21 protein-coding genes and 1 tRNA gene are annotated in these 18,674 nt (G+C 66.1%); 13 read left to right on the top strand and 9 right to left on the bottom strand.

Annotated features, from left to right (window positions below; genetic code table 11):
- Positions 1–43: 43 nt before the first annotated feature.
- Positions 44–880: an EamA family transporter gene (locus HNQ66_RS12855; protein WP_184144564.1), complete on the top strand. Its 837-nt coding sequence runs from the start codon at positions 44–46 to the stop codon at positions 878–880.
- A gap of 3 nt (positions 881–883) precedes the next feature.
- Here HNQ66_RS12855 and HNQ66_RS12860 read toward each other — a convergent pair whose 3' ends face one another.
- From HNQ66_RS12860 to HNQ66_RS12870, 3 genes are read right to left on the bottom strand one after another with little or no spacing between them, the layout of a single operon-like run.
- Positions 884–1,162: a HigA family addiction module antitoxin gene (locus tag HNQ66_RS12860; RefSeq protein WP_184144565.1), complete on the bottom strand. Its 279-nt coding sequence runs from the start codon at positions 1,160–1,162 to the stop codon at positions 884–886.
- A gap of 11 nt (positions 1,163–1,173) precedes the next feature.
- On the bottom strand, positions 1,174–1,452 hold the full coding sequence (locus HNQ66_RS12865; RefSeq protein ID WP_184144566.1) for a type II toxin-antitoxin system RelE/ParE family toxin: 279 nt from the start codon (positions 1,450–1,452) through the stop codon (positions 1,174–1,176).
- A gap of 45 nt (positions 1,453–1,497) precedes the next feature.
- On the bottom strand, positions 1,498–2,313 hold the full coding sequence (locus HNQ66_RS12870) for an enoyl-CoA hydratase (protein WP_184144567.1): 816 nt from the start codon (positions 2,311–2,313) through the stop codon (positions 1,498–1,500).
- A 132-nt stretch (positions 2,314–2,445) separates the two neighbouring features.
- Here HNQ66_RS12870 and HNQ66_RS12875 point away from each other — a divergent pair, with 132 nt between their 5' ends.
- From HNQ66_RS12875 to argC, 5 genes are all read left to right on the top strand, one after another.
- A complete protein-coding gene (locus HNQ66_RS12875) occupies positions 2,446–2,877 on the top strand; it encodes a PaaI family thioesterase (RefSeq protein WP_184144568.1) in 432 nt (143 codons plus the stop codon).
- Between the two features lie 229 nt (positions 2,878–3,106).
- On the top strand, positions 3,107–3,571 hold the full coding sequence (gene rplM / locus HNQ66_RS12880; RefSeq protein ID WP_023513729.1) for a 50S ribosomal protein L13: 465 nt from the start codon (positions 3,107–3,109) through the stop codon (positions 3,569–3,571).
- A gap of 2 nt (positions 3,572–3,573) precedes the next feature.
- Positions 3,574–4,050 (top strand): 30S ribosomal protein S9, encoded by a 477-nt coding sequence (gene rpsI, locus HNQ66_RS12885; protein ID WP_064329731.1) that lies wholly within the window; start codon positions 3,574–3,576, stop codon positions 4,048–4,050.
- A gap of 327 nt (positions 4,051–4,377) precedes the next feature.
- Positions 4,378–5,331, top strand: a complete 954-nt coding sequence (gene speB, locus HNQ66_RS12890) for an agmatinase (RefSeq protein ID WP_184144569.1) — start codon at positions 4,378–4,380, stop codon at positions 5,329–5,331.
- A gap of 56 nt (positions 5,332–5,387) precedes the next feature.
- Entirely contained in the window at positions 5,388–6,320 is a 933-nt protein-coding gene (argC, locus tag HNQ66_RS12895; RefSeq protein ID WP_184144570.1) for an N-acetyl-gamma-glutamyl-phosphate reductase, read from the top strand.
- Positions 6,321–6,326: 6 nt separating this feature from the next.
- Here the strand turns inward: argC and HNQ66_RS12900 are convergent, their stop codons facing one another.
- From HNQ66_RS12900 to HNQ66_RS12910, 3 genes are read right to left on the bottom strand one after another with little or no spacing between them, the layout of a single operon-like run.
- Positions 6,327–6,719, bottom strand: a complete 393-nt coding sequence (locus HNQ66_RS12900; protein ID WP_184144749.1) for a type II toxin-antitoxin system VapC family toxin — start codon at positions 6,717–6,719, stop codon at positions 6,327–6,329.
- A complete protein-coding gene (locus HNQ66_RS12905) occupies positions 6,719–6,973 on the bottom strand; it encodes a type II toxin-antitoxin system VapB family antitoxin (protein WP_184144571.1) in 255 nt (84 codons plus the stop codon). The genes HNQ66_RS12900 and HNQ66_RS12905 overlap by 1 nt, the downstream gene beginning before the upstream one ends.
- Before the next feature lie 53 nt (positions 6,974–7,026).
- Complete coding sequence (locus HNQ66_RS12910; protein ID WP_184144572.1) at positions 7,027–8,106, bottom strand: COX15/CtaA family protein; 1,080 nt, start codon at positions 8,104–8,106, stop codon at positions 7,027–7,029.
- Positions 8,107–8,288: 182 nt separating this feature from the next.
- Here HNQ66_RS12910 and HNQ66_RS12915 point away from each other — a divergent pair, with 182 nt between their 5' ends.
- Together HNQ66_RS12915 and HNQ66_RS12920 are read left to right on the top strand one after the other, a co-directional pair.
- Positions 8,289–8,507: a DUF2842 domain-containing protein gene (locus tag HNQ66_RS12915; protein ID WP_184144573.1), complete on the top strand. Its 219-nt coding sequence runs from the start codon at positions 8,289–8,291 to the stop codon at positions 8,505–8,507.
- 150 nt (positions 8,508–8,657) lie between these two features.
- A complete protein-coding gene (locus tag HNQ66_RS12920; protein WP_184144574.1) occupies positions 8,658–9,902 on the top strand; it encodes a GNAT family N-acetyltransferase in 1,245 nt (414 codons plus the stop codon).
- Positions 9,903–9,905: 3 nt separating this feature from the next.
- On the opposite strand, the gene HNQ66_RS12925 is transcribed toward HNQ66_RS12920, so the two are convergent.
- Entirely contained in the window at positions 9,906–12,149 is a 2,244-nt protein-coding gene (locus tag HNQ66_RS12925) for a GumC family protein (RefSeq protein WP_184144575.1), read from the bottom strand.
- A 200-nt stretch (positions 12,150–12,349) separates the two neighbouring features.
- On the opposite strand from HNQ66_RS12925, the gene HNQ66_RS12930 reads away from it, so the two are divergent.
- The 5 genes from HNQ66_RS12930 to HNQ66_RS12950 all read left to right on the top strand — a co-directional run bounded on the left by HNQ66_RS12930 (position 12,350) and on the right by HNQ66_RS12950 (position 18,137).
- On the top strand, positions 12,350–12,925 hold the full coding sequence (locus HNQ66_RS12930; RefSeq protein ID WP_184144576.1) for a polysaccharide biosynthesis/export family protein: 576 nt from the start codon (positions 12,350–12,352) through the stop codon (positions 12,923–12,925).
- 5 nt (positions 12,926–12,930) lie between these two features.
- Positions 12,931–14,097, top strand: coding sequence for a glycosyltransferase family 4 protein (locus tag HNQ66_RS12935; RefSeq protein ID WP_184144577.1), 1,167 nt, complete (start codon positions 12,931–12,933; stop codon positions 14,095–14,097).
- A 79-nt stretch (positions 14,098–14,176) separates the two neighbouring features.
- Positions 14,177–15,742 carry an undecaprenyl-phosphate glucose phosphotransferase gene (locus HNQ66_RS12940; RefSeq protein WP_184144578.1) on the top strand — a complete coding sequence of 522 codons (1,566 nt, stop codon included), beginning with the start codon at positions 14,177–14,179 and terminating at the stop codon, positions 15,740–15,742.
- Between the two features lie 5 nt (positions 15,743–15,747).
- On the top strand, positions 15,748–16,986 hold the full coding sequence (locus HNQ66_RS12945; RefSeq protein WP_184144750.1) for an O-antigen ligase family protein: 1,239 nt from the start codon (positions 15,748–15,750) through the stop codon (positions 16,984–16,986).
- Positions 16,983–18,137 (top strand): glycosyltransferase, encoded by a 1,155-nt coding sequence (locus tag HNQ66_RS12950; protein ID WP_184144579.1) that lies wholly within the window; start codon positions 16,983–16,985, stop codon positions 18,135–18,137. Before HNQ66_RS12945 ends, HNQ66_RS12950 begins: the two co-directional genes overlap by 4 nt.
- 52 nt (positions 18,138–18,189) lie before the next feature.
- Here HNQ66_RS12950 and HNQ66_RS12955 read toward each other — a convergent pair whose 3' ends face one another.
- Positions 18,190–18,441: a GlsB/YeaQ/YmgE family stress response membrane protein gene (locus tag HNQ66_RS12955; RefSeq protein WP_184144580.1), complete on the bottom strand. Its 252-nt coding sequence runs from the start codon at positions 18,439–18,441 to the stop codon at positions 18,190–18,192.
- Between the two features lie 116 nt (positions 18,442–18,557).
- A tRNA-Pro gene (locus HNQ66_RS12960) sits at positions 18,558–18,634 on the bottom strand.
- Between the last annotated feature and the right edge of the window lie 40 nt (positions 18,635–18,674).

Below are 18,674 nucleotides of genomic sequence, written 5' to 3' on the forward strand. Positions count from 1 at the left end.
GAAGAAGGGCTTCCCTTCGCCTGCCCGCCCCCGAGGTTCCAGATTGCCGCTCGACGTCCTCTTCCTCGTGCTCTTCGGCGCGGCCCTGCATGCGACCTGGAACGCCATCGTCAAGGCCGGCACGGACAAGTCGCTGGATGCGGCGATGGTGGCGCTCGGCGCGGGCGCCGTCGGCCTTTTCTTCCTGCCCTTCGTGCCGCTACCGAAGCCGGAGGCCTGGCCGTTCATCCTCGTCTCGGCCTTCCTGCAGTTCGCCTATTTCCAGCTCGTGGCGGGCGCCTACCGGGCCGGCGACATCGGGCTCGTCTATCCGCTGATGCGCGGCACCGCCCCCCTTCTCGTCGCCATGACGAGCGGCGTGGTGCTCGGCGAGCACCTGACGCCCGCGGCCATGGCCGGCGTCCTCGTCATCTCGGCCGGCGTCCTGACGCTCGCCTTCGAATCGCGCCGCGGCGGGCGGCACGCCATCCTGCTCGCGCTCGCCAATGCCGTGGTGATCGCCACCTACACCTTCGTCGACGGCGCGGGCGCGCGCGTCTCCGGCAATGCCGTTTCCTATACGCTGTGGATGTCGCTGCTGCCGCCGGTGCTGCTCTTCGGCTGGGCCGTTATGCGCCGCGGCAAGGCCACCGTCTGGAACCACGTCCGGCGCAACTGGGCACGCGGCCTCTTCGGCGGCGCCGGCTCCATCGCCTCCTACGGCCTTGCCCTCTGGGCGATGACGAAGGCCCCCGTCGCCACCGTCGCGGCGCTGCGCGAGACCGCCATCGTCTTCGCCCTCCTCATCTCGGTCTTCGTGCTGAAGGAGAAAGCCAGCGTCTGGCGCTACCTCGCCGGCGCGGTGATCGCAGCCGGCGTGCTGGTGCTGAAACTGGCGTGACGATCAGGCGGCGGGCAGAACTTCCCTCGATATCCGTTCGCCGCTTTCCCGCCGCACGACAGCCAGGTCATAGGCGGCCTGCAGTCCCAGCCAGAACTGCGGGTCATTGCCGAAATACCGCCCAAGGCGGAGCGCGGTATCGGCGGAAATTCCCCGCTTGCCACTCAATATCTCCGATACGCGGCCGGAATTGATCCGTAGCGCAAGCGCGAGCGCATTTCCGCTCATCTGCCGCGCCTCAAGCTCTTCCTTCAGGATGGAACCGGGATGAACCTCGAACATCCGTTTTCTCCTCAATGATAATCGACGATTTCAACGTCATAGGCGTCGCCGTTCTCGAAACGGAAACAAAGCCGCCATGGCCCGTTGATCGTCATCGCCCACTGCCCCTTGCGATCACCCGTCAGCTTGTGAAGCCCGATCGAGCGCAGGGGAGATATGTCGTCCAGGCTCCGCGCTGCGTTCAGCACGTTCAAACGCGCCATCGCCTTCGCAGGATCAAGCCCGGAAAACCGTGACTTGCCCGTCTCCACGAATTGTCGTGTCGCCGTGTCCGCAATGGACTTGATCATCCGCCAAGCATACTCCGCTTTCCGGAGTACGTCTAACGCAAAACGTTAGTTCCACTCCGGCATGCGCTTGCCGAGGAAGGCGCCGATGCCTTCCTTCGCGTCGTCCACCAGCATGTTGTCCGTCATGGTGGCGACGGCGATGTCGTAGGCTTCGGCGAGCGGCAGGCCGGCCTGGGCGCGGAAGGCGGCCTTGCCGATGCGCAGGGCCTGCGGCGATTTCGAGGCGATGACGGCGGCGTATTTGTCGACCACCTGACGCAGATATTGCTGCGGCACGATACGGTTGACGAGGCCGAAATCCTTGGCGGTGGAGGCGTCGATCGTCTCACCGGTCAAAAGCATCTCCATCGCCTGCTTGGGGTGGGCCGCGCGGGAGACCGCAACCATCGGCGTCGAGCAGAAAAGGCCGATATTGACGCCCGGCGTGCAGAAGGCCGAAGTATCGGTGCAGACGGCAAGATCGCAACTTGCGACGAGCTGGCAGCCGGCGGCCGTGGCGAGCCCGTCGACCTCGGCGACCACGGGCTGCGGCAGCGCGGCGATCTTCAGCATGATATCTGCCGCCATGCGCATGGTCTTCTCGAAGAAGGCGCGCCCGCCGTCGGCATCCGCGCGCCGTGCGGTCATTTCCTTGAGGTCGTGGCCGGCCGAGAAGACCTTGCCCGTCGAGGCGAGCACGACGACGCGGATGGCATCGTCGGCCGCGGCGGCATCGAGGGCCGCGCCGAGCGCTTCCATCGTGGCGATGGAAAGGGCGTTCGCCGGCGGATTGTCGAGGGTGATCCTGAGGATCGGCTCCGCGCGCTCGACGCGCACCAGGCCGGCCGCTTCCTCTTTCCTGAACGTCACCACATCCGCCATGATCGCCTCCTTTCCGTTCTCTCCTTGCGGTCTACGCTTCACCGCCAAGGCTTTCAAGCGCAACGGCATAGACTTTGAGAGGGCTTGCCGCGCCCGCCGGACCGACTGTAAAGCAGGCGGGAGGAGATGCCCATGCAACTGACGCCGATCATGGACCCGGAGGCGCTGAACCGCTTCCTCGAAGCCGACTTTCCGCAGCTTCATACGGACGGCAAGGTCTTCGAGGTGATGGAGGTCGGCCCCGGCACGGTGATCATGCGGCTTATGCCCAACGAGCGGCACCTGCGCCCCGGCGGCACGATTTCCGGGCCCACCCTCTTCGCGCTCGCCGATGTCGGCGCCTGGTGCGCGGTGCTCGCCCATATCGGCCCGGTGGCCCTCGCCGTCACCACCAATCTCAACATCAATTTCCTGCGCAAGCCCGCGCCCGGCCCCCTCTCCTGCACCTGCCGGCTCCTCAAGCTCGGCAAGCGGCTGGCTGTGGTGGAGGCCTCGATCTTCGATGCTGACAGCGAGGATCTGGTGGCCCATGCCACCGCAACCTACTCGATTCCGCCGCGATAATTTGCGGTATTGAGATACCACACAATTAAGCCATTGTTTTTGCTTATCTATCTTTAGCGCTTCCCGGATCGCATCTCTTGACGCCCCATCCGCTCTCGCTTATAAGCCGCCGAGATCGCGGTCCCCTCGGGCCGCGTTCGATTTTTGGCATCCGCAAGGGAGCCAAACCAAGCAACAAGAAACGCCCGCGGCCCGCAAGGCTCCGGGACCCAAGGAAAGAGCTACTCCCATGGCAACCTTCGTACAGAAGCCCGCCGAGGTAGAGAAGAAGTGGATCCTCATCGACGCCGAAGGCCTCGTTGTCGGTCGCCTCGCTACCCTCATCGCGAACCGCCTGCGTGGCAAGCATAAGGCCACCTTCACGCCCCACGTCGACGACGGCGACAACGTCATCGTCATCAACGCCGACAAGGTCGTCTTCACCGGCAAGAAGTACTCCGACAAGAAGTACTACTGGCATACCGGCTACCCGGGCGGCATCAAGGAGCGTACGGCTCGCCAGATCATCGAAGGCCGCTTCCCGGAGCGCGTCCTCGAAAAGGCCGTCGAACGCATGGTTCCGCGCGGCCCGCTCGGCCGTCGCCAGATGAAGAACCTGCGCGTCTACGCCGGCTCCAACCATCCGCATGAAGCCCAGCAGCCCGTCGCCCTCGACGTCGCCAAGCTGAACAGCAAGAACACAAGGAGCGCCTGATAATGGCCGACCTCTCCTCGCTCAAGGACCTCGGCGTCGCCGCTGCAGCTCCGGCCGCTTCCGCCCCGGTTCACGTCAAGAAGGTTGACGCCCAGGGCCGTTCCTACGCCACCGGCAAGCGCAAGGACGCCGTTGCCCGCGTGTGGGTCAAGCCGGGCTCCGGCAAGATCACCGTCAACGGCAAGTCTTTCGAAGCCTATTTCGCACGCCCGGTCCTGCAGATGATCCTGCAGCAGCCGATCGTCGCGGCTGCCCGTGACGGCCAGTTCGACATCGACGCCACCGTTGCCGGCGGCGGCCTTTCCGGCCAGGCCGGTGCCGTTCGTCACGGCATCTCCAAGGCGCTGACCTACTTCGAGCCGGGCCTGCGCTCGATCCTCAAGAAGGGCGGCTTCCTGACCCGCGACTCGCGCGTCGTCGAACGCAAGAAGTACGGCAAGGCCAAGGCCCGTCGTTCGTTCCAGTTCTCCAAGCGCTGATCGCTCGGAAGACGTGTTCTTCAGGAAAGGCCGGGGTTCGCCCCGGCCTTTTCGTTTTGGGGACAGGCGCTTGCCCCTCATCCGCCTGCCGGCACCTTCTCCCCGCATGCGGGGAGAAGGGCATTGTGGCAACGTCCTGCCAAACGGGCGGAAGGCAGCGCGGCAGTGTTCCTTCTCCACGCTTGCGGGGAGAAGGTCGCTGCAGCGGGATGAGGGGCAGCCTTGCCACGGCCTGAAAGTGACCCATCCTTGCCCGCCGCCCCATTTACCCCCTTGCCTAAAACGCCGCGATTGGCGAACGTCCGCCAGATTTCGGAGGGGATTTTCATGGCCAACAAGACCATCGACCACGCCATTACGGCCAGAACGCTGAAGAGCGCCGCATCGGACCCGACCCATGCCGGCATCCTCTCCTTCATGCGCCGGCGCTATACCAAGGTGCTGAAGGACGTGGACGCGGTGGTCTGGGGCATTCCCTTCGATGCCGCCACCTCCAACCGGCCCGGCGCGCGCTTCGGACCGCAGGCCATCCGCCGCGCCTCGGCAATCATGGACAACGACCCGCAATACCCCTTCGAGCGCGACCTCTTCGAGGACATGGCCGTCATCGACTACGGCGACTGCCTGCTCGACTACGGCAACCACCAGAAGACGCCGGCGACCATCGAGCGGGAAGCCCGCAAGATCCTGAAATCCGGCGCCTATATGCTGACGCTCGGCGGCGACCATTTCGTCACCCTGCCGCTGCTGCGGGCGCATGCGGAAAAATACGGCCCCCTCTCCCTGGTGCAGTTCGACGCCCATCAGGATACCTGGCCGGACGAGAAGGGCCGCATCGACCACGGCTCCTTCGTCGGCACCGCCATGCGCGAGGGCCTGATCGACGCAGAAAGCTCGATCCAGATCGGCATCCGCACCCATGCGCCGGAAGATTGCGGCGTCCGCATCGTCTACGGCTACGAGGTGGAGGAGATGAGCGCGGGCGAGCTTGCCGACACGATCGTGCGTCATGTCGGCGCGCACTCGACCTACCTCACATTCGATATCGACTGCCTCGACCCGGCCTATGCGCCCGGCACCGGCACGCCGGTCTCCGGCGGGCCTTCCAGTGCAAAGATCCTCTCGGTGCTGCGCAAGCTCGGCGCGCTGCATGTGGTGGGCTCCGACGTCGTGGAGGTGGCGCCGGCCTACGACCATGCCGACATCACCGCCATCGCCGGCTCGACCATTGCCATGTACATGCTCGGCCTTCGCGCCGAATGGCTCGCCGAACGGCGTTGAATGCGACACGGCAAGGGTCTATATCGGCGGCAAATCATGAAAAGGATGGATGGCAGATGAAACCGAAGATCTTCATCGATGGCGAACACGGCACGACGGGTCTGCAGATCCGCACGCGCATGGCCGGCCGCAGCGATGTCGAGCTCCTGTCCATTCCCGAAGCCGAGCGCCGCAATGCGAAGCTGCGCGAGGACATGCTGAACAGCGCCGACGTCGCGATCCTCTGCCTGCCGGACGACGCCTCGAAGGAAGCCGTCGCCATGGTTTCCGGCAACAACCAGGTGCGCATCATCGACACCTCGACCGCGCACCGCGTCAATCCGGACTGGACCTACGGCTTTGCCGAGATGGACCGCGAGCAGGCGAAGAAGATCGCCGGCGCCCGCTGCGTCGCCAATCCCGGCTGCTATCCGACGGGCGCCATCGGGCTCCTGCGTCCGCTCCGCCTTGCCGGCATCCTGCCGGAGGACTATCCGGTCACGGTCAACGCGGTCTCGGGCTATACGGGCGGCGGCAAGCAGCTCATCGCGCAGATGGAGAACGCCGACCATCCCGAGCACATCGACGCGCCGCACTTCCTCTACGGCCTTTCCCTCAAGCACAAGCATGTGCCGGAAATGCAGGTGCACGGCCTTCTCTCCCGCACGCCCCTCTTCTCGCCTTCGGTCGGAAAATTCGCGCAGGGCATGATCGTCCAGGTGCCGCTCTACCTTGCCGACCTCAACGACAATGCCTCGCTCGGCTCGATCCACGAGGCGCTGGCCGATCATTATGCCGGCCAGGACATCGTCGAGGTGGTGGGTCTTAAGGAAAGCGCGGCGCTCCCGCGCGTCAACGCCGTGGAGCTGGCCGACACGGACCGCATGAAGCTCTACGTCTTCGGCACCGCCGGCACCCCGCACGTCAACCTCGTCGCCCTCCTCGACAATCTCGGCAAGGGCGCCTCGGGCGCGGCGGTGCAGAACATGGACCTGATGCTGAACGGCTGAGGCGGTTCAGCCGAGAGCGGAGCGCAAGTCGGTCTGGCCGAAATCGTTGCCCTTGAAGAGCAAGGGCTCGTCGAGAGCCTTTGCCAGCGCATAGGAAAAGCAATCGCCGATATTGAGGCCGGCGGGATGCCGGCCTTTTCCGTAGGCGCGGAACGCCTCTATGGCGAGAGCGGCTTGTCTCGAATCGACAGGTATCGTTTCCGCATCGAGCGCCTCGAGCAAGGCCTCCAATGCCGTGCGTCCGGCTTCGCCCCTGCGTCCCTCGACCACGAACGCGATTTCAACGAGCGTGACCGTGGACAGGAAGCTTTTTCGTGCGCCGGCCAGCGCCTCCGCATAGCGTTCGGCATCGTCTTCCATGAAAAGAATGGCCGCGATTGCCGAGGTATCGACGACCATCACCAAAGCCCGTCTTCGTCATATCCGATAATCTCGTCCGCGGAGCGGCCGTCCCGTTCCGGCAGGGCGGCGCAGGCCGCACCGATCGCAAGCAGACGGCCTTTCAGGTCGGTCGAACGCCCGCGGCGGCGGCGTTCCCGATCGAGCCGCTCGGCAAGAGCGTTGCGGATCGCCGTCGTCAGGCTTTCGCCGGTCAGCGCCGCCACTTCCCGGGCGAGCCGATCCGTTTCCGTATCCTTCAGGCTGAGCGCCATAGGGCACCTCTTCTATAAAATCATCGAGATTATAGAAGAATTCGCTCCTCAAGTCACGGACGTTCCATTTCCCCGTAGAACCCGCGCCAATGCGCGACGGCGAAGCCAAGCACGATGAGAGCGCCGGCCTGGTGGGCGAGCGCCCAGCCGAGGGGGACCTGCCAGACCAGCGTGAGGATGCCGAGCGTCGCCTGGAGACAGACGAGGGCGAAGAGGACGAGCGAGCGGCGGGCATGGGTCGTCTGCGGCGCGGCGCGGAGCGAGACGATCAGGTTGACCAGCACCAGCGTGAAGAGCACGTAGGCGCCGACGCGGTGCACGAACTGCACGGTCTTCGGGTTCTCGAAGAGGTTGATCCACCACGGCTGCTGCACGAAGAGACCGCCCGGCACGACCGCGCCGTCCATCAGCGGCCAGGTGTTGTAGGAAAGGCCGGCATCGAGACCGGCGACGAGCGCGCCGAGATAGATCTGGAAGATCGCCATGCAGGCGATGATGCCGGCCATGCGCCGGGAGCTCGCCGCAGGCGCCGGATCGTCGCTGTGCGGCGCAAGCGCGCGCATCAGCCACATCGTACCGGTGAAGATGAGACAGGCGATGGTGAGGTGCGTGGCAAGCCTGTACTGGCTGACCGAGACGCGGTCGGCAAGGCCGGAGGAGACCATCCACCAGCCGATGAAGCCCTGGAAGCCGCCGAGCGCGAGAAGGCCGACGAGCGGCCAGCGCATCTTCTTCTCGATGCGGCCGGTCAGCCAGAAGAAGGCGAGCGGCACGGCGAAGACGAAGCCGATGGAGCGCGCGATCAGCCGGTGCGCCCATTCCCACCAGAAGATCGTCTTGAACGCCTCGATGGTCATGCCCTTGTTGATCTGCTCATATTGCGGGATGCGCTTGTAGAGGTCGAATTCCTCCTGCCAGTCCTTTTCGCTGAGCGGCGGGATGGCGCCGTGGATGGGGTTCCACTCGGTGATGGAAAGGCCCGATTCGGTGAGCCGCGTCGCGCCGCCGACGAGCACCAGCACGAACAGCGTGAAGAGGACGAAGCCCAGCCAGATGCGGATCTGCCGGCGGTTGCGGTCGATCCTGTCCGTCTCGTTGCCGCTGCGATAGGCGGTGGCGGTCGTGGCGCTCATTTCCTCGGCTCCTCTGTCCGGAAGGCGGATGGCCGGCCGGCATTTGACGCGATTGCAACGGCAAAACCGCAGATGCGGCGCCGCCAGCGTTGATTTGCCCGACCAGCCCGTGCAAAACAAGGCCCGAACCTTTGCGGCATGCCGTCGCGGCCATGCCCTCCCCTGAATCCGGAAGACCGTCCATGCCTCCTCGCCTCAGAAAGCTGATCGGCACGATCCTCATCATCATCCTCGTGCTCGCCTATGCGCTGATCGCGACGACCGTCGCCTCGGCCACGCTCGGGCAATCGGCCTGGTACATCCATCTTCTCTATTTCGCGGTGACGGGGCTTTTGTGGATCCTGCCGGCCATGCTCATCATCAAGTGGATGGAAAAGCCGGGCAAGCCGCGCGGCAGGTAGGCCGGCCCTCCCCCCGCGTTATCCAATCGCTAACCGCACCCGGCGATTCCCGCCGGCCCAAAGCCGGGGTTAAACCAATCGGCAGGCCCTGCGGCTATGCTTGTCCTGCGGCGATACGGCCGCGGACAAAAGGCGCATGGGCCGCTAGCGATGCAACTCCATTTTCAGACCGCGCCATCCGAGCAGGCCTTCACGGGTGCGGCGGACGCTTCTCGCGGCTCGGCCGCCCCCGGGCCGCTCTCCTTCCGCCTGCACGAGCGCATGGAGCCGCTGGAAGCCGCCTGGCGGGCACTGGAAGCGGAGAACGGCCTTTCCCTTCACCAAGGCTACGACTGGTGCCGTGCCTGGACCGGAAGCCATGGCGGGCGGATCCTCGTCGTCGAAGGGGTTTGCGCCGGGCGCACCCATCTTCTCCTGCCGCTCGGCATCACCCGCCTCGGCCCCTTGCGTATCGCGCGCCTGCTCGCCAGCGATTTCAGCAACATCAACACGGGGCTTCATACGCCCGCCTTCCGCTCCCTTGCCGCGTCGGGAGAATTCGGAAAGGCGCTGCGGCAGGCGCGCGGCCTCTTCGCCCGCCATTTCGACCTCCTGCTGCTGGACAAGGTGCCGCTTGCCTGGCGCGGGCAGCAAAGCCCCTTCTCCGCGCTTGCCGGCCTGCGCAACCAGAATGCCTCGTTCCAGTTGCCGATCTTTGCGGATTTCGACGAGACGCTGGCGCAGCTCAACGCCAAGCGCCGTCGCAAGAAGTTCCGGGCGTCCGAGCGACGGATCGCCGCCGTCGGCGGCTATGAGCACATCGTTGCGGAACCCGGCGCCGAAGCCGTCGCGCTTCTGGAAACCTTCTTCCGCCAGAAAGCCGCGCGCTTCGAGGCGATGGGCCTGCCGGACGCCTTCCGCAGCGAGGAAACGCGCAACTTCTTCCGCGCGCTCGTCGCGGTGCCGCACGCGCGCGAAACCTATCCGCTCCGCCTTCACGCCGTGCGCCTCAAGGGCGAACACGAGGGGCATATCGTCGCCATCGCCGGCATGTCGCGCAAGGGCGACCATGCGATCTGCCAGTTCGGTTCCATCGACGAGACCGTCGCGGCGGATGCAAGCCCCGGCGAGATGCTGTTCTTCCTCATCATCCGCCAGCTCTGCGAGGACGGCGCGCGCCTCTTCGATTTCGGCATCGGCGACCAGCCTTACAAGCGGTCCTGGTGCACGCTGGAAACGACGCAGCACGATCTCTTCTGGGCGGCCTCCACCGCCGGACAGGCGGCCGCCGCCCTCCACCGCATGAAGACGGGGGCAAAGCGCCTCATCAAGCAGAACGCGGCGGTCTATTCCTTCGTGCAGCGCCTCCGCTCCGGCCGGCGACAGCCGGCACCGGCGGACGCCGAGACGGACTGACCGTCAGGCCGCGTGGCGGCCGGGACGGCGCGGCGGCTCGCCCGCCTCGCCCGTCATCAGCACGATCTCGCTGTAGCCCGCCTCGCCGAACGCGCCGATCAGGTCGACGATCCGGTCCTCGTCGGCACCGGGGATGGAGAGGATGATATTGGTCTCCTGCCCGCGGGTCAGGCGGCGCACGCCCTCCACGTCCGCCGGGCCGCATTCCACGATCACGGTGTCGTAGGCGTCGGAAAGCGAGCCGATCACCATGGCGAGCCGGTCGATACCGCGCATGGCCCGCTTGATGTCGGCATTGCCGCGCGGGATGATATGGGCGGCGGAGAGCCGGTCGCCGTGGATGATGTCGCCGAAGGCGGCGTCGCCGACGAGAAGATCGGTGATGCCGGGCACGTCGGTCGACTGCGCCATCAGCCGCGTCGGGCAGGCCGAGCCGGTCAGGTCGATAACCAGCGTCTTGCGCTCGTCCCCGGCGATCCGCCGGGCGAGCATCACGGTGGCCGTGGAACCGCGGTCGCCGGAGGGCGAGACGGAAACAGCGATGGCGATATCGTTGTCGATCATGTGCCGGGCGACCGCGGCGACCGAGAAATTGTCCTCGTCGCCGAGGGCGGAGGCGGGCGATGCCTCGGATGCTTCCGCCTCTTCCTCTTCCAGGTCCTCTTCCGGGCCGACATCGGCAAGGAGGGAGCGCGCCGGTGCGGGCACGTCGCGAACGCTCGCAAGGTTCTCGCGAACCGCAGGCTTGCGGATGAGGACCGGCCCCTCGACCGTCACGGCGGGCTCGATTTCCTCCTCGGTCCCGTCTTCCTCGCGGCGGCCTTGCACGGCCGCAACGCCGCCGACCGGCCTCAGGGCGCGGCCGCTGAAGAGCTCGGCCAGCAGGATGGCGATGGCGCTGAGGACGAAGCCCGCGACGCCGCCGACGATGGTGATCGGCATGACCTTCGGGAAGGAGACCTCCGTGGGCTCGACGGCGGCGGAAATGACGCGGGCATCGGCCGGCGTCGCGCCGCTGCTGGTGCGCGAGGTCGCCTCGCGGTAGCGGGCAAGATAGGTTTCGAGAAGCTGGCGCTGGGCGGCCGCCTCGCGCTCCAGCGCCTTGAGGCCCACCTCGTCCTCGCCCGCGCGCGCCGTGTCCGCCTTCAGCGTGTTGAGCTGCTGGACGAGCTGTTTCTCGCGAAACTGCGCGGTCTTTGCCTCGGTCTCCAGGCTCGTCAGGATCTTCTGCGTTTCCGTCTTGATCTGCGTGCGGATGCCGGCGAGCTGCGAGCGCAGGCCCTTCAACCGCGGATGGCCTTCGAGCAGCGATGTCGAAAGGTCCGATATCTGCGACTGGATCTGCGCCTCGTTTTCCTTGAGGCGCTGGATCATCTGGGAATCGACGACGGCCGGAAGGGTATCGGGTGCCCCGCCGCTCTTCAGCACGGTGCGTACGCTCTCCGCGCGCGCTTCCGCGCTGGCGCGCTCGCCGCGAACCCGCGCCAGTTCGGTCGAGATATCGTTGAGCTGGCGCACGGCGAAGGTGGAATTGTCGCCGGTCGGCAGGAGATCGGATTGCGAGCGGTATTCGGCGACCTTCTGCTCGGCCTCGCGCACCTTCTCGCGCAGGTTGGCGATTTCCGGCTCCAGCCAGCGCGTCGCCTCCGAATTGGTGTCGAGCTTGGCGCCGCTCTGCAGGGAAAGGTAGACCTTGGCCATCTCGTTCGGGATGTCGGCGGCAAGCCGCGGGTCCTTCGAGCTGAACTCGATGCCGATGACGCGCGACTTCTCCACCTGGTAGACGACCAGCTTGTCGTTGAACTCCTTCAGCACGCGCTCTTCCGGCGGCAGCTCCAGCGGGTTCTTCTTGAGGCCGAGGAGGACGAGGAGGTCGGAGATCGCGGAGGGCTTGGCGGTCGGGTCGAATTCCTCAAGCTCATAGAGCTTCATGTTGCGGGCGACCTGCTTGATGAGGTCGGCGGACTTCAGGAGCTGGACCTGGCTGGCGATGCCCAGTTCGTCGAGGGCCGGCCGTTCGCGGTCCTGGGTGCGGTCCTGCCCTGTCGTGAAGGCCGGCTCGCGCGTCTCGATGAGAAGGCGCGCCTCGCCCTTGTATTTCGGCGTGATCAGGTTCGCCGCCACGAAGGCGACGCCCGCGCAGGCGACCGTCGCCATGAGGACACGCATGCGCCTGCGCCAGATCGCGCCGAACAGACCGCCAAGGTCGATATCGACATCCTGCTGGCTCCCGTGAACGCCCGACATATCCCTGCTCCAAACACGATGATTTCCCCGCAAGGTAAACAAAGATGGTAACCCAAGCGTTAATCACTTTCGGTTGTCTTTCTAAATACATGCGCTCTTGAAGAGAAAACCGCCGCCGGCAGCAAGGGCCCTTTACCAGCCATTAACCCTAACGGATCGATAACAGGCCCACACATCTGATTTGCGGGATTGGACAGCGAATGACATTCGCATCGATCAACAAGGGCTTACTGCTCGCGCTGGCGCTCGTCGTGCTGGCGGTTTCGGGCTGCAGCGGCTACCGCCCTGCCCCAAAGGCCTTCCACGAGGCGACCATCCAGCCCTACCGGCTCGATAGCGGCGATCGCCTGCGCATCACCGTCTTCGAGCAGACCGGCCTCAGCAACACCTACACCATCGACCAGGCGGGATACATCGCCTTCCCGCTCATCGGCCCCGTGCCGGCGCGCGGCAAGTCGATCCAGGAGCTCGAAAGCATCATCGCGGCGAAGCTGCGCCAAGGCTACCTTCGCGATCCGGACGTCTCCATCGAGGTCGACCGCTACCGCTCGATCTACATCATGGGCGAGGTCGGCCAGGCCGGGCAGTACAGCTATGTCGCCGGCATGACGATCCAGAACGCCATTGCGGTAGCCGGCGGCTTCTCGCCGCGCGCCAACCAGCGCGACGTCGACGTCACCCGCAAGATCAACGGCAAGATCATCACCGGCCGCGTCTCCATCTCCGATCCGGTGCTGGCCGGCGACACGATCTATGTCCGCGAACGGCTGTTCTAAGCATCATGGCGGACGATGGGCCTCTGCGCATCATTCACTGCTTCCGGTCGCCCATCGGCGGGATTTTCCGCCATGTGCGCGACCTTGCCGAATTCCATGCCAAGGCCGGCCATGACATCGGCATCATCTGCGACAGCCTCACGGGCAGCGCCTTCGAGGATTCGCTCTTCGACGAGATCCGCCCCTATCTCTCGCTCGGCCTCGTGCGCCTGCCGATCAGCCGGTCGATCAGCCCGCGCGACCTCTTCGCCTTCCGGGAAAGCTATCGTGAAATAAAAGGTTTGCGGCCGGACGTGCTGCACGGGCACGGCGCCAAGGGTGGCGCCATCGCCCGGCTCATCGGCTCAGCCCTGCGGGTCAACAGGTATCGCGTAGCCCGCCTCTATTCGCCGCACGGCGGCAGCCTGCACTACAGGCGCAACACCGCGTCGGGTCTTGCGATCCTGACCGCCGAACGGCTGCTCGAACCGCTCGGCGACGGGCTCACCTTCGTCTGCGACTACGAGCGCGACGTCTACGAGGCCCGGGTCGGCAAGCCGCGCGTGCGCGCCGAGCGCATCTACAACGGCATCCACGATCGCGACTTCGAGACCGTCCATCCGCGCGAGGATGCCGTCGACTTCCTCTATATCGGCATGCTGCGCGACCTGAAGGGGCCGGACCTCTTCGTCGACGCCTTCGCCCGCACGGAGCGCCTCGTCGGCCGCCCGCTCTCGGCGCTGATGGTCGGCGACGGGCCGGACAGGGAGAAATACGCGCAGATGATGCTCCAGCGCGGGCTCGCCCGCCGCATCGGCCTGCTGCCCGCCATGAAGGCGCGGGAGGCCTTCGCCCTCACCCGCAACGTCGTGGTGCCCTCGCGCGCCGAGGCGATGCCCTATATCGTCCTGGAAGCACTCGCCGCGCGCAAGCCGGTCATCGCCAGCCGCGTCGGCGGCATTCCCGAAGTGCTCGGCCCCGGCAGCATCGCGCTGACCGAGCCGGGCGATGCACAGTCGCTCGCCGCCGTCATGGCCGAGGCTATCAGCGACCATAACTGGTTCGGCAAGGCGATGCCGGAGCCCGCCGCCTTCAAGCAGGCCTTCTCGGCCTCCGCCATGTCGAGCGCGCTCCTTGGCCTCTACCGCGACATCCTCGCCGGCCAGGATGGCGGAAAACGGCACGCCCGGTAAAGCTCGCTCCTCCCGCTACGTAAACGTTTCTTAGGGCCTTCATGCTATCTCCGGCAGAAACCTCCTGCAGAGGCCTGCCATGAACCATGTCGACAAGCACGAGTCCTTCGATCCGGAAGCCCTGAGGCGCAAGGCCTCGGAAATCCGGACGATCTCGGCCGAATCCCCGCCGGACAACGCCAACGGCGAGAAGGTGGCCGCGCTCAACCCGCTTGCCCGCAAGATCGCCCAGCAGTTCCGCGACGACAGCTATTCGCCGGCGATGATCACCGGCCTCCTGCGCCTTGCCGAATTCGCCGCGCTCCTGGCCATCGGCTATTGCATCCATGTGTTCTACGTCAGCATGGCGATCACGGTGTTCTATGTCGCCGTGCTCGTCGGCGGCGCGGCCATCGGCGTGCTGCTGCTCCAGCTTGCCGACGCCTACCAGGTCCCTGCGCTCCGCTCGCCGCTGCGCATGACGCCGCGCATCCTCGCGGCCTGGGCGATCGCGTTCGCCACCATGGCGCTCGCCCTCTTCTTCTTCAAATCGGGCGGAGAATATTCCCGCGTCTGGTTCGCCTCGTGGTTCGCGGTCGGCGCCGTCTACCTCGCCGTCGAGCGGCAGGTGATCGCCTATGCCATCCGCCGCTGGGCGCGCAACGGCACCATGGAGCGCCGCGCCGTCATCGTCGGCGGCGGCGAGCCCGCCAAGGAACTCATCCGCTCGCTCGAGCACCAGCCGGAAAACGACATCCGCATCTGCGGCATCTTCGACGACCGCGACGAGCGCCGCTCGCCCTCGATCATCGCCGGCTATCCCAAGCTCGGCACGGTGGCCGAGCTCGTGGAATTCGCCCGCCTCGCGCGCATCGACATGCTGATCATCTCGCTGCCGCTCTCGGCCGAGGCACGCATCCTGGCGCTGCTCAAGAAGCTCTGGGTGCTGCCCGTCGACATCCGCCTTGCCGCCCATGCCAAGGGCCTGCGCTTCCGCCCGCGCAGCTATTCCCAGGTCGGCAACCTGCCGATGCTCGACATCTTCGACAAGCCGATCGCCGACTGGGACAATGTCGCCAAGCGCATCTTCGACCTCTTCTTCAGCGTGGTCGCGCTGGTGCTGCTCTGGCCGCTCATGCTCGGCGCGGCGGCGGCGGTGAAACTCTCCTCGCCGGGGCCGGTCATCTTCAAGCAGAAGCGCCACGGCTTCAACAACGAGGTCATCGAGGTCTACAAGTTCCGCTCGATGTACACGCACCTTTCCGACCCGACGGCCCGTGCCGCGGTGACGAAGGGCGACCCGCGCGTGACCCCCGTCGGCCGCTTCATCCGCAAGACCTCCATCGACGAGCTGCCGCAGATCTTCAACGTGCTGAAGGGCCAGCTTTCCCTCGTCGGCCCGCGCCCGCACGCCGTCGAGGCACAGACCCACGACCGCAGGTATGTCGACGTGGTCGACGGCTACTTCGCCCGCCACCGCGTCAAGCCGGGCGTCACCGGCTGGGCGCAGATCAACGGCTGGCGCGGCGAGATCGACCATGACGACAAGATCCGCTTCCGCACGGAATTCGACCTTTACTACATCGAGAACTGGTCGCTCTGGCTGGACCTGAAGATCCTGTTCCTGACGCCGTTCCGCCTGCTCAACACGGAAAACGCCTATTGAGCGACATGGCCCTCCCCCACGCCCCGGTGTTCCGGCCGCAGCTTGCGGCCGTCGGCGTTGCCGGCTCGGCGCTGGTGACGGTGGGCGTGTTCCTGTCGGGCTTCGTCATCAGCGAGCCCGCGCCCTACGAAGTCTTCATGGCCGCGCTCATCGGCCTGTGGGCGATCGTCGGCCTGCGCATCTCGCGGGGCGTCGCGCCCCTCCTCATCCTGCTTCTTCTCTTCAATCTCGGCGGCATGCTCTCGCTGACGGTGATGGACGATATTGCCGACGGGCCGATGTACATCGCCGTCTCGACCTTCCTCGCGCTCTCCTGCGTCTTCTTCGCCGCCATCGTCGAAGCGCGGCCGGCGCGGCTCGACCTCATCTTCCGCGCCTGGGTGGCGAGCGCCCTCATCACCTCCATCCTCGGCATCCTCGGCTATTTCCATGCCTTTCCGGGCTCGGAGGTGTTCACGCTCTACGACCGCGCCAAGGGCGCGTTCCAGGATCCGAACGTCTTCGGCCCCTTCCTCGTCGCGCCCTCGCTCTACCTGGTGCACGGGCTGCTGGCCGGGCGCCTTGCCGGCGCGCCGCTGAAGGTCGCCGGCGTCCTCATCCTGGCGCTCGGCCTCTTCCTCTCCTTCTCGCGCGCGGCCTGGGCGCTCTATCTCTTCTCCGTGATGGCGCTCGTCTTCGTCATGCTTTTGAAGGAGCGCACCGGCGCCTTCCGGCTGAAGATCCTCGTCCTCAGCCTCCTCGCCGCCGTCATCCTCGTCCTTGCCCTCGTCGTCGCGCTGCAATCGGACAAGGTCTCCGACCTCTTCTCCAACCGCACCCAGCTCGTGCAGGAGTATGACGGCGGCCATCTCGGCCGTTTCGAGCGCCACCGCATCGGCTTCCTGATGGCGATGGAAAAGCCGCTCGGCATCGGCCCCATGGTCTTCAGCACCATCTTCCCGGAGGACGAGCACAATATCTGGCTGAAATCGCTGACGACCTACGGCTGGCTCGGCTTCTCCTGCTATTTCGCCCTGATCGTCTGGACGCTTTGCGCCGGCTTCAAGGCTCTGTTGCGCAACCGCCCCTGGCAGCCCTACCTGATGATCGCCTACATCTGCGTCGCCGGGCACACCGCCATCGGCTTCGTCATCGACACCGACCACTGGCGGCACGCCTATCTGCAGATCGGCATCGTCTGGGGGTGCCTTGCGCTGGAGCGCCGCTACAACCGGCAGGCAGCGCCGGCCGCGAGCCCGTCATGACCGAGACGCCCGAACGGACCCAGCGACCGCTCCGCCTGATGCAGGTGCTGGAGCCGAGCGGCGGCGGCTCGGGCCGCCATTTCATCGACCTGTGCCGGGGCCTGCAGGCGCGCGGCCATGTCGTGCACGCCGTCTATTCGCCGGTGCGCGCGGAGGACCGCTTCGTCGCGGAACTGCGAAGCCTCGATCTTGCCGGCATTCATGTCGTCGCCATGGCGCGCTCGCCCGGCCCTTCGGATTTCGGCGCATGGCGGGCGCTGCGCGGCCTCATGCGGCAGGCCGGTCCCTTCGATGTCGTCCACGGCCACAGCTCCAAGGCGGGCGCGCTCCTGCGCCTTCATCTTCCCGGCCGGCATGTGCCGCGGGTCTATACGCCGCACGCCTTCCGCACCATGGATCCCGGCCTCGGCAATCTCGGCAAAAAGGTCTACGGCTCGATCGAGAAACTGCTCGCGCGCGGCTTCACCGACCGGCTGATCTGCGTGTCGGCGGACGAATACGCCCATGCCCGCGCGCTCGGCGTGCCGCGCCGCAAACTTTCCATCGTCATCAACGGGGTGGAGACGCCGCCGGACGATTGCCGTGCGGCCGTGCGCGATGCGCTCGGCATTCCGGCCGATGCCCTCACCTTCGGCTTCGTCGGCCGCCTCTGTCACCAGAAGGCGCCGGAGCGCCTCGTTGCCGCCTTCGACCTTGCGGCGCGCAGCCTGCCGGATGCCCATCTGCTGATGGTCGGCTCGGGCGAGGCGGAAGGCGATGTCCGCACGCGGATCGCGGCCTCGGCCCATCCGGAGCGCATCCACCTGACGGCCGGCTTCACCGGCGCGAAGGCCATGGCGGCCATCGACGCGCTCGTCATGCCGAGCCGCTACGAGGCGATGTCCTATGTGATGCTGGAAGCGGCGGCCGCCGGAAAGCCGATGATCCTCACCGATGTCGGCGGCGTCTCGACGGTGCTCAGGCACGGCGAGAACGGCGAGGTGCTGGAAAACAGCGACGACCCGCAGCCGCTGGCCGATGCGATGCTACGCCTTGCCGAGCCGGACCGGCTCGCCCGCCATGCCGACGCCGCCCGCGCCCGCAGCCGGGACTACGGCCTCGAGCGCATGATCTGCGATACCGAGGCGATCTACCGGAGCCTCATCGCGTAAAGGCCGCCTCCCCCCAAGGGGAAGCGGCCTGAAACAGTCCATGCCGGCGATGCTATCGCCGGATCGCCCGTCCGATCGCGATGAGGATGCAGGCGCCGATGAAGCCGGCCACCAGATAGCCGAGCCAGCCGCCGAGCGAGACGCCGATCAGCCCCAGCAGAATGTTCGCCACCGCTGCGCCGACGATGCCGAGCACGATGTTCATCAGCACGCCCATGTTGCTTTTCATGAACATTTCGGCGAGCCAGCCGGCGATGCCCCCGATGATGATGGCTGCGATCCAGCCGATACCTGCGTCTTCCATTCCCGTCTCCTCACGTTGGGATGCCGCCGCCCCAAATGGCCGGCGGGAGGAAACGCAAAAACCGCCCCAAAGTTCCATGACGGAACCGGGCGGGCATTCGGCGGGTGAAGAGAAAATGGTCGGAATGGCGGGATTCGAACCCACGACCCCTTGACCCCCAGTCAAGTGCGCTACCGGGCTGCGCTACATTCCGGACCGCGCAAACCCCTATAGTCTCGGACACTTGGATGCAA

The sequence above is a fragment of the Shinella fusca genome (assembly GCF_014203155.1).
GTDB classification, from domain to species: domain Bacteria; phylum Pseudomonadota; class Alphaproteobacteria; order Rhizobiales; family Rhizobiaceae; genus Shinella; species Shinella fusca.

Coding starts and splice junctions, on each gene's coding strand:
- HNQ66_RS12905 (WP_184144571.1), bottom strand. CDS start 6,973: ATGGCGCTCAGCCTGAAGGATACGGAAACGGATCGGCTCGCCCGGGAA.
- HNQ66_RS12875 (WP_184144568.1), top strand. CDS start 2,446: ATGCAACTGACGCCGATCATGGACCCGGAGGCGCTGAACCGCTTCCTC.
- HNQ66_RS12925 (WP_184144575.1), bottom strand. CDS start 12,149: ATGTCGGGCGTTCACGGGAGCCAGCAGGATGTCGATATCGACCTTGGC.
- HNQ66_RS12930 (WP_184144576.1), top strand. CDS start 12,350: ATGACATTCGCATCGATCAACAAGGGCTTACTGCTCGCGCTGGCGCTC.
- HNQ66_RS12870 (WP_184144567.1), bottom strand. CDS start 2,313: ATGGCGGATGTGGTGACGTTCAGGAAAGAGGAAGCGGCCGGCCTGGTG.
- HNQ66_RS12940 (WP_184144578.1), top strand. CDS start 14,177: ATGAACCATGTCGACAAGCACGAGTCCTTCGATCCGGAAGCCCTGAGG.
- HNQ66_RS12950 (WP_184144579.1), top strand. CDS start 16,983: ATGACCGAGACGCCCGAACGGACCCAGCGACCGCTCCGCCTGATGCAG.
- HNQ66_RS12920 (WP_184144574.1), top strand. CDS start 8,658: ATGCAACTCCATTTTCAGACCGCGCCATCCGAGCAGGCCTTCACGGGT.
- HNQ66_RS12910 (WP_184144572.1), bottom strand. CDS start 8,106: ATGAGCGCCACGACCGCCACCGCCTATCGCAGCGGCAACGAGACGGAC.
- HNQ66_RS12865 (WP_184144566.1), bottom strand. CDS start 1,452: ATGATCAAGTCCATTGCGGACACGGCGACACGACAATTCGTGGAGACG.
- HNQ66_RS12900 (WP_184144749.1), bottom strand. CDS start 6,719: ATGGTCGTCGATACCTCGGCAATCGCGGCCATTCTTTTCATGGAAGAC.
- speB (WP_184144569.1), top strand. CDS start 4,378: ATGGCCAACAAGACCATCGACCACGCCATTACGGCCAGAACGCTGAAG.
- HNQ66_RS12945 (WP_184144750.1), top strand. CDS start 15,748: ATGGCCCTCCCCCACGCCCCGGTGTTCCGGCCGCAGCTTGCGGCCGTC.
- argC (WP_184144570.1), top strand. CDS start 5,388: ATGAAACCGAAGATCTTCATCGATGGCGAACACGGCACGACGGGTCTG.
- rplM (WP_023513729.1), top strand. CDS start 3,107: ATGGCAACCTTCGTACAGAAGCCCGCCGAGGTAGAGAAGAAGTGGATC.
- HNQ66_RS12955 (WP_184144580.1), bottom strand. CDS start 18,441: ATGGAAGACGCAGGTATCGGCTGGATCGCAGCCATCATCATCGGGGGC.
- HNQ66_RS12860 (WP_184144565.1), bottom strand. CDS start 1,162: ATGTTCGAGGTTCATCCCGGTTCCATCCTGAAGGAAGAGCTTGAGGCG.
- HNQ66_RS12915 (WP_184144573.1), top strand. CDS start 8,289: ATGCCTCCTCGCCTCAGAAAGCTGATCGGCACGATCCTCATCATCATC.
- HNQ66_RS12935 (WP_184144577.1), top strand. CDS start 12,931: ATGGCGGACGATGGGCCTCTGCGCATCATTCACTGCTTCCGGTCGCCC.
- rpsI (WP_064329731.1), top strand. CDS start 3,574: ATGGCCGACCTCTCCTCGCTCAAGGACCTCGGCGTCGCCGCTGCAGCT.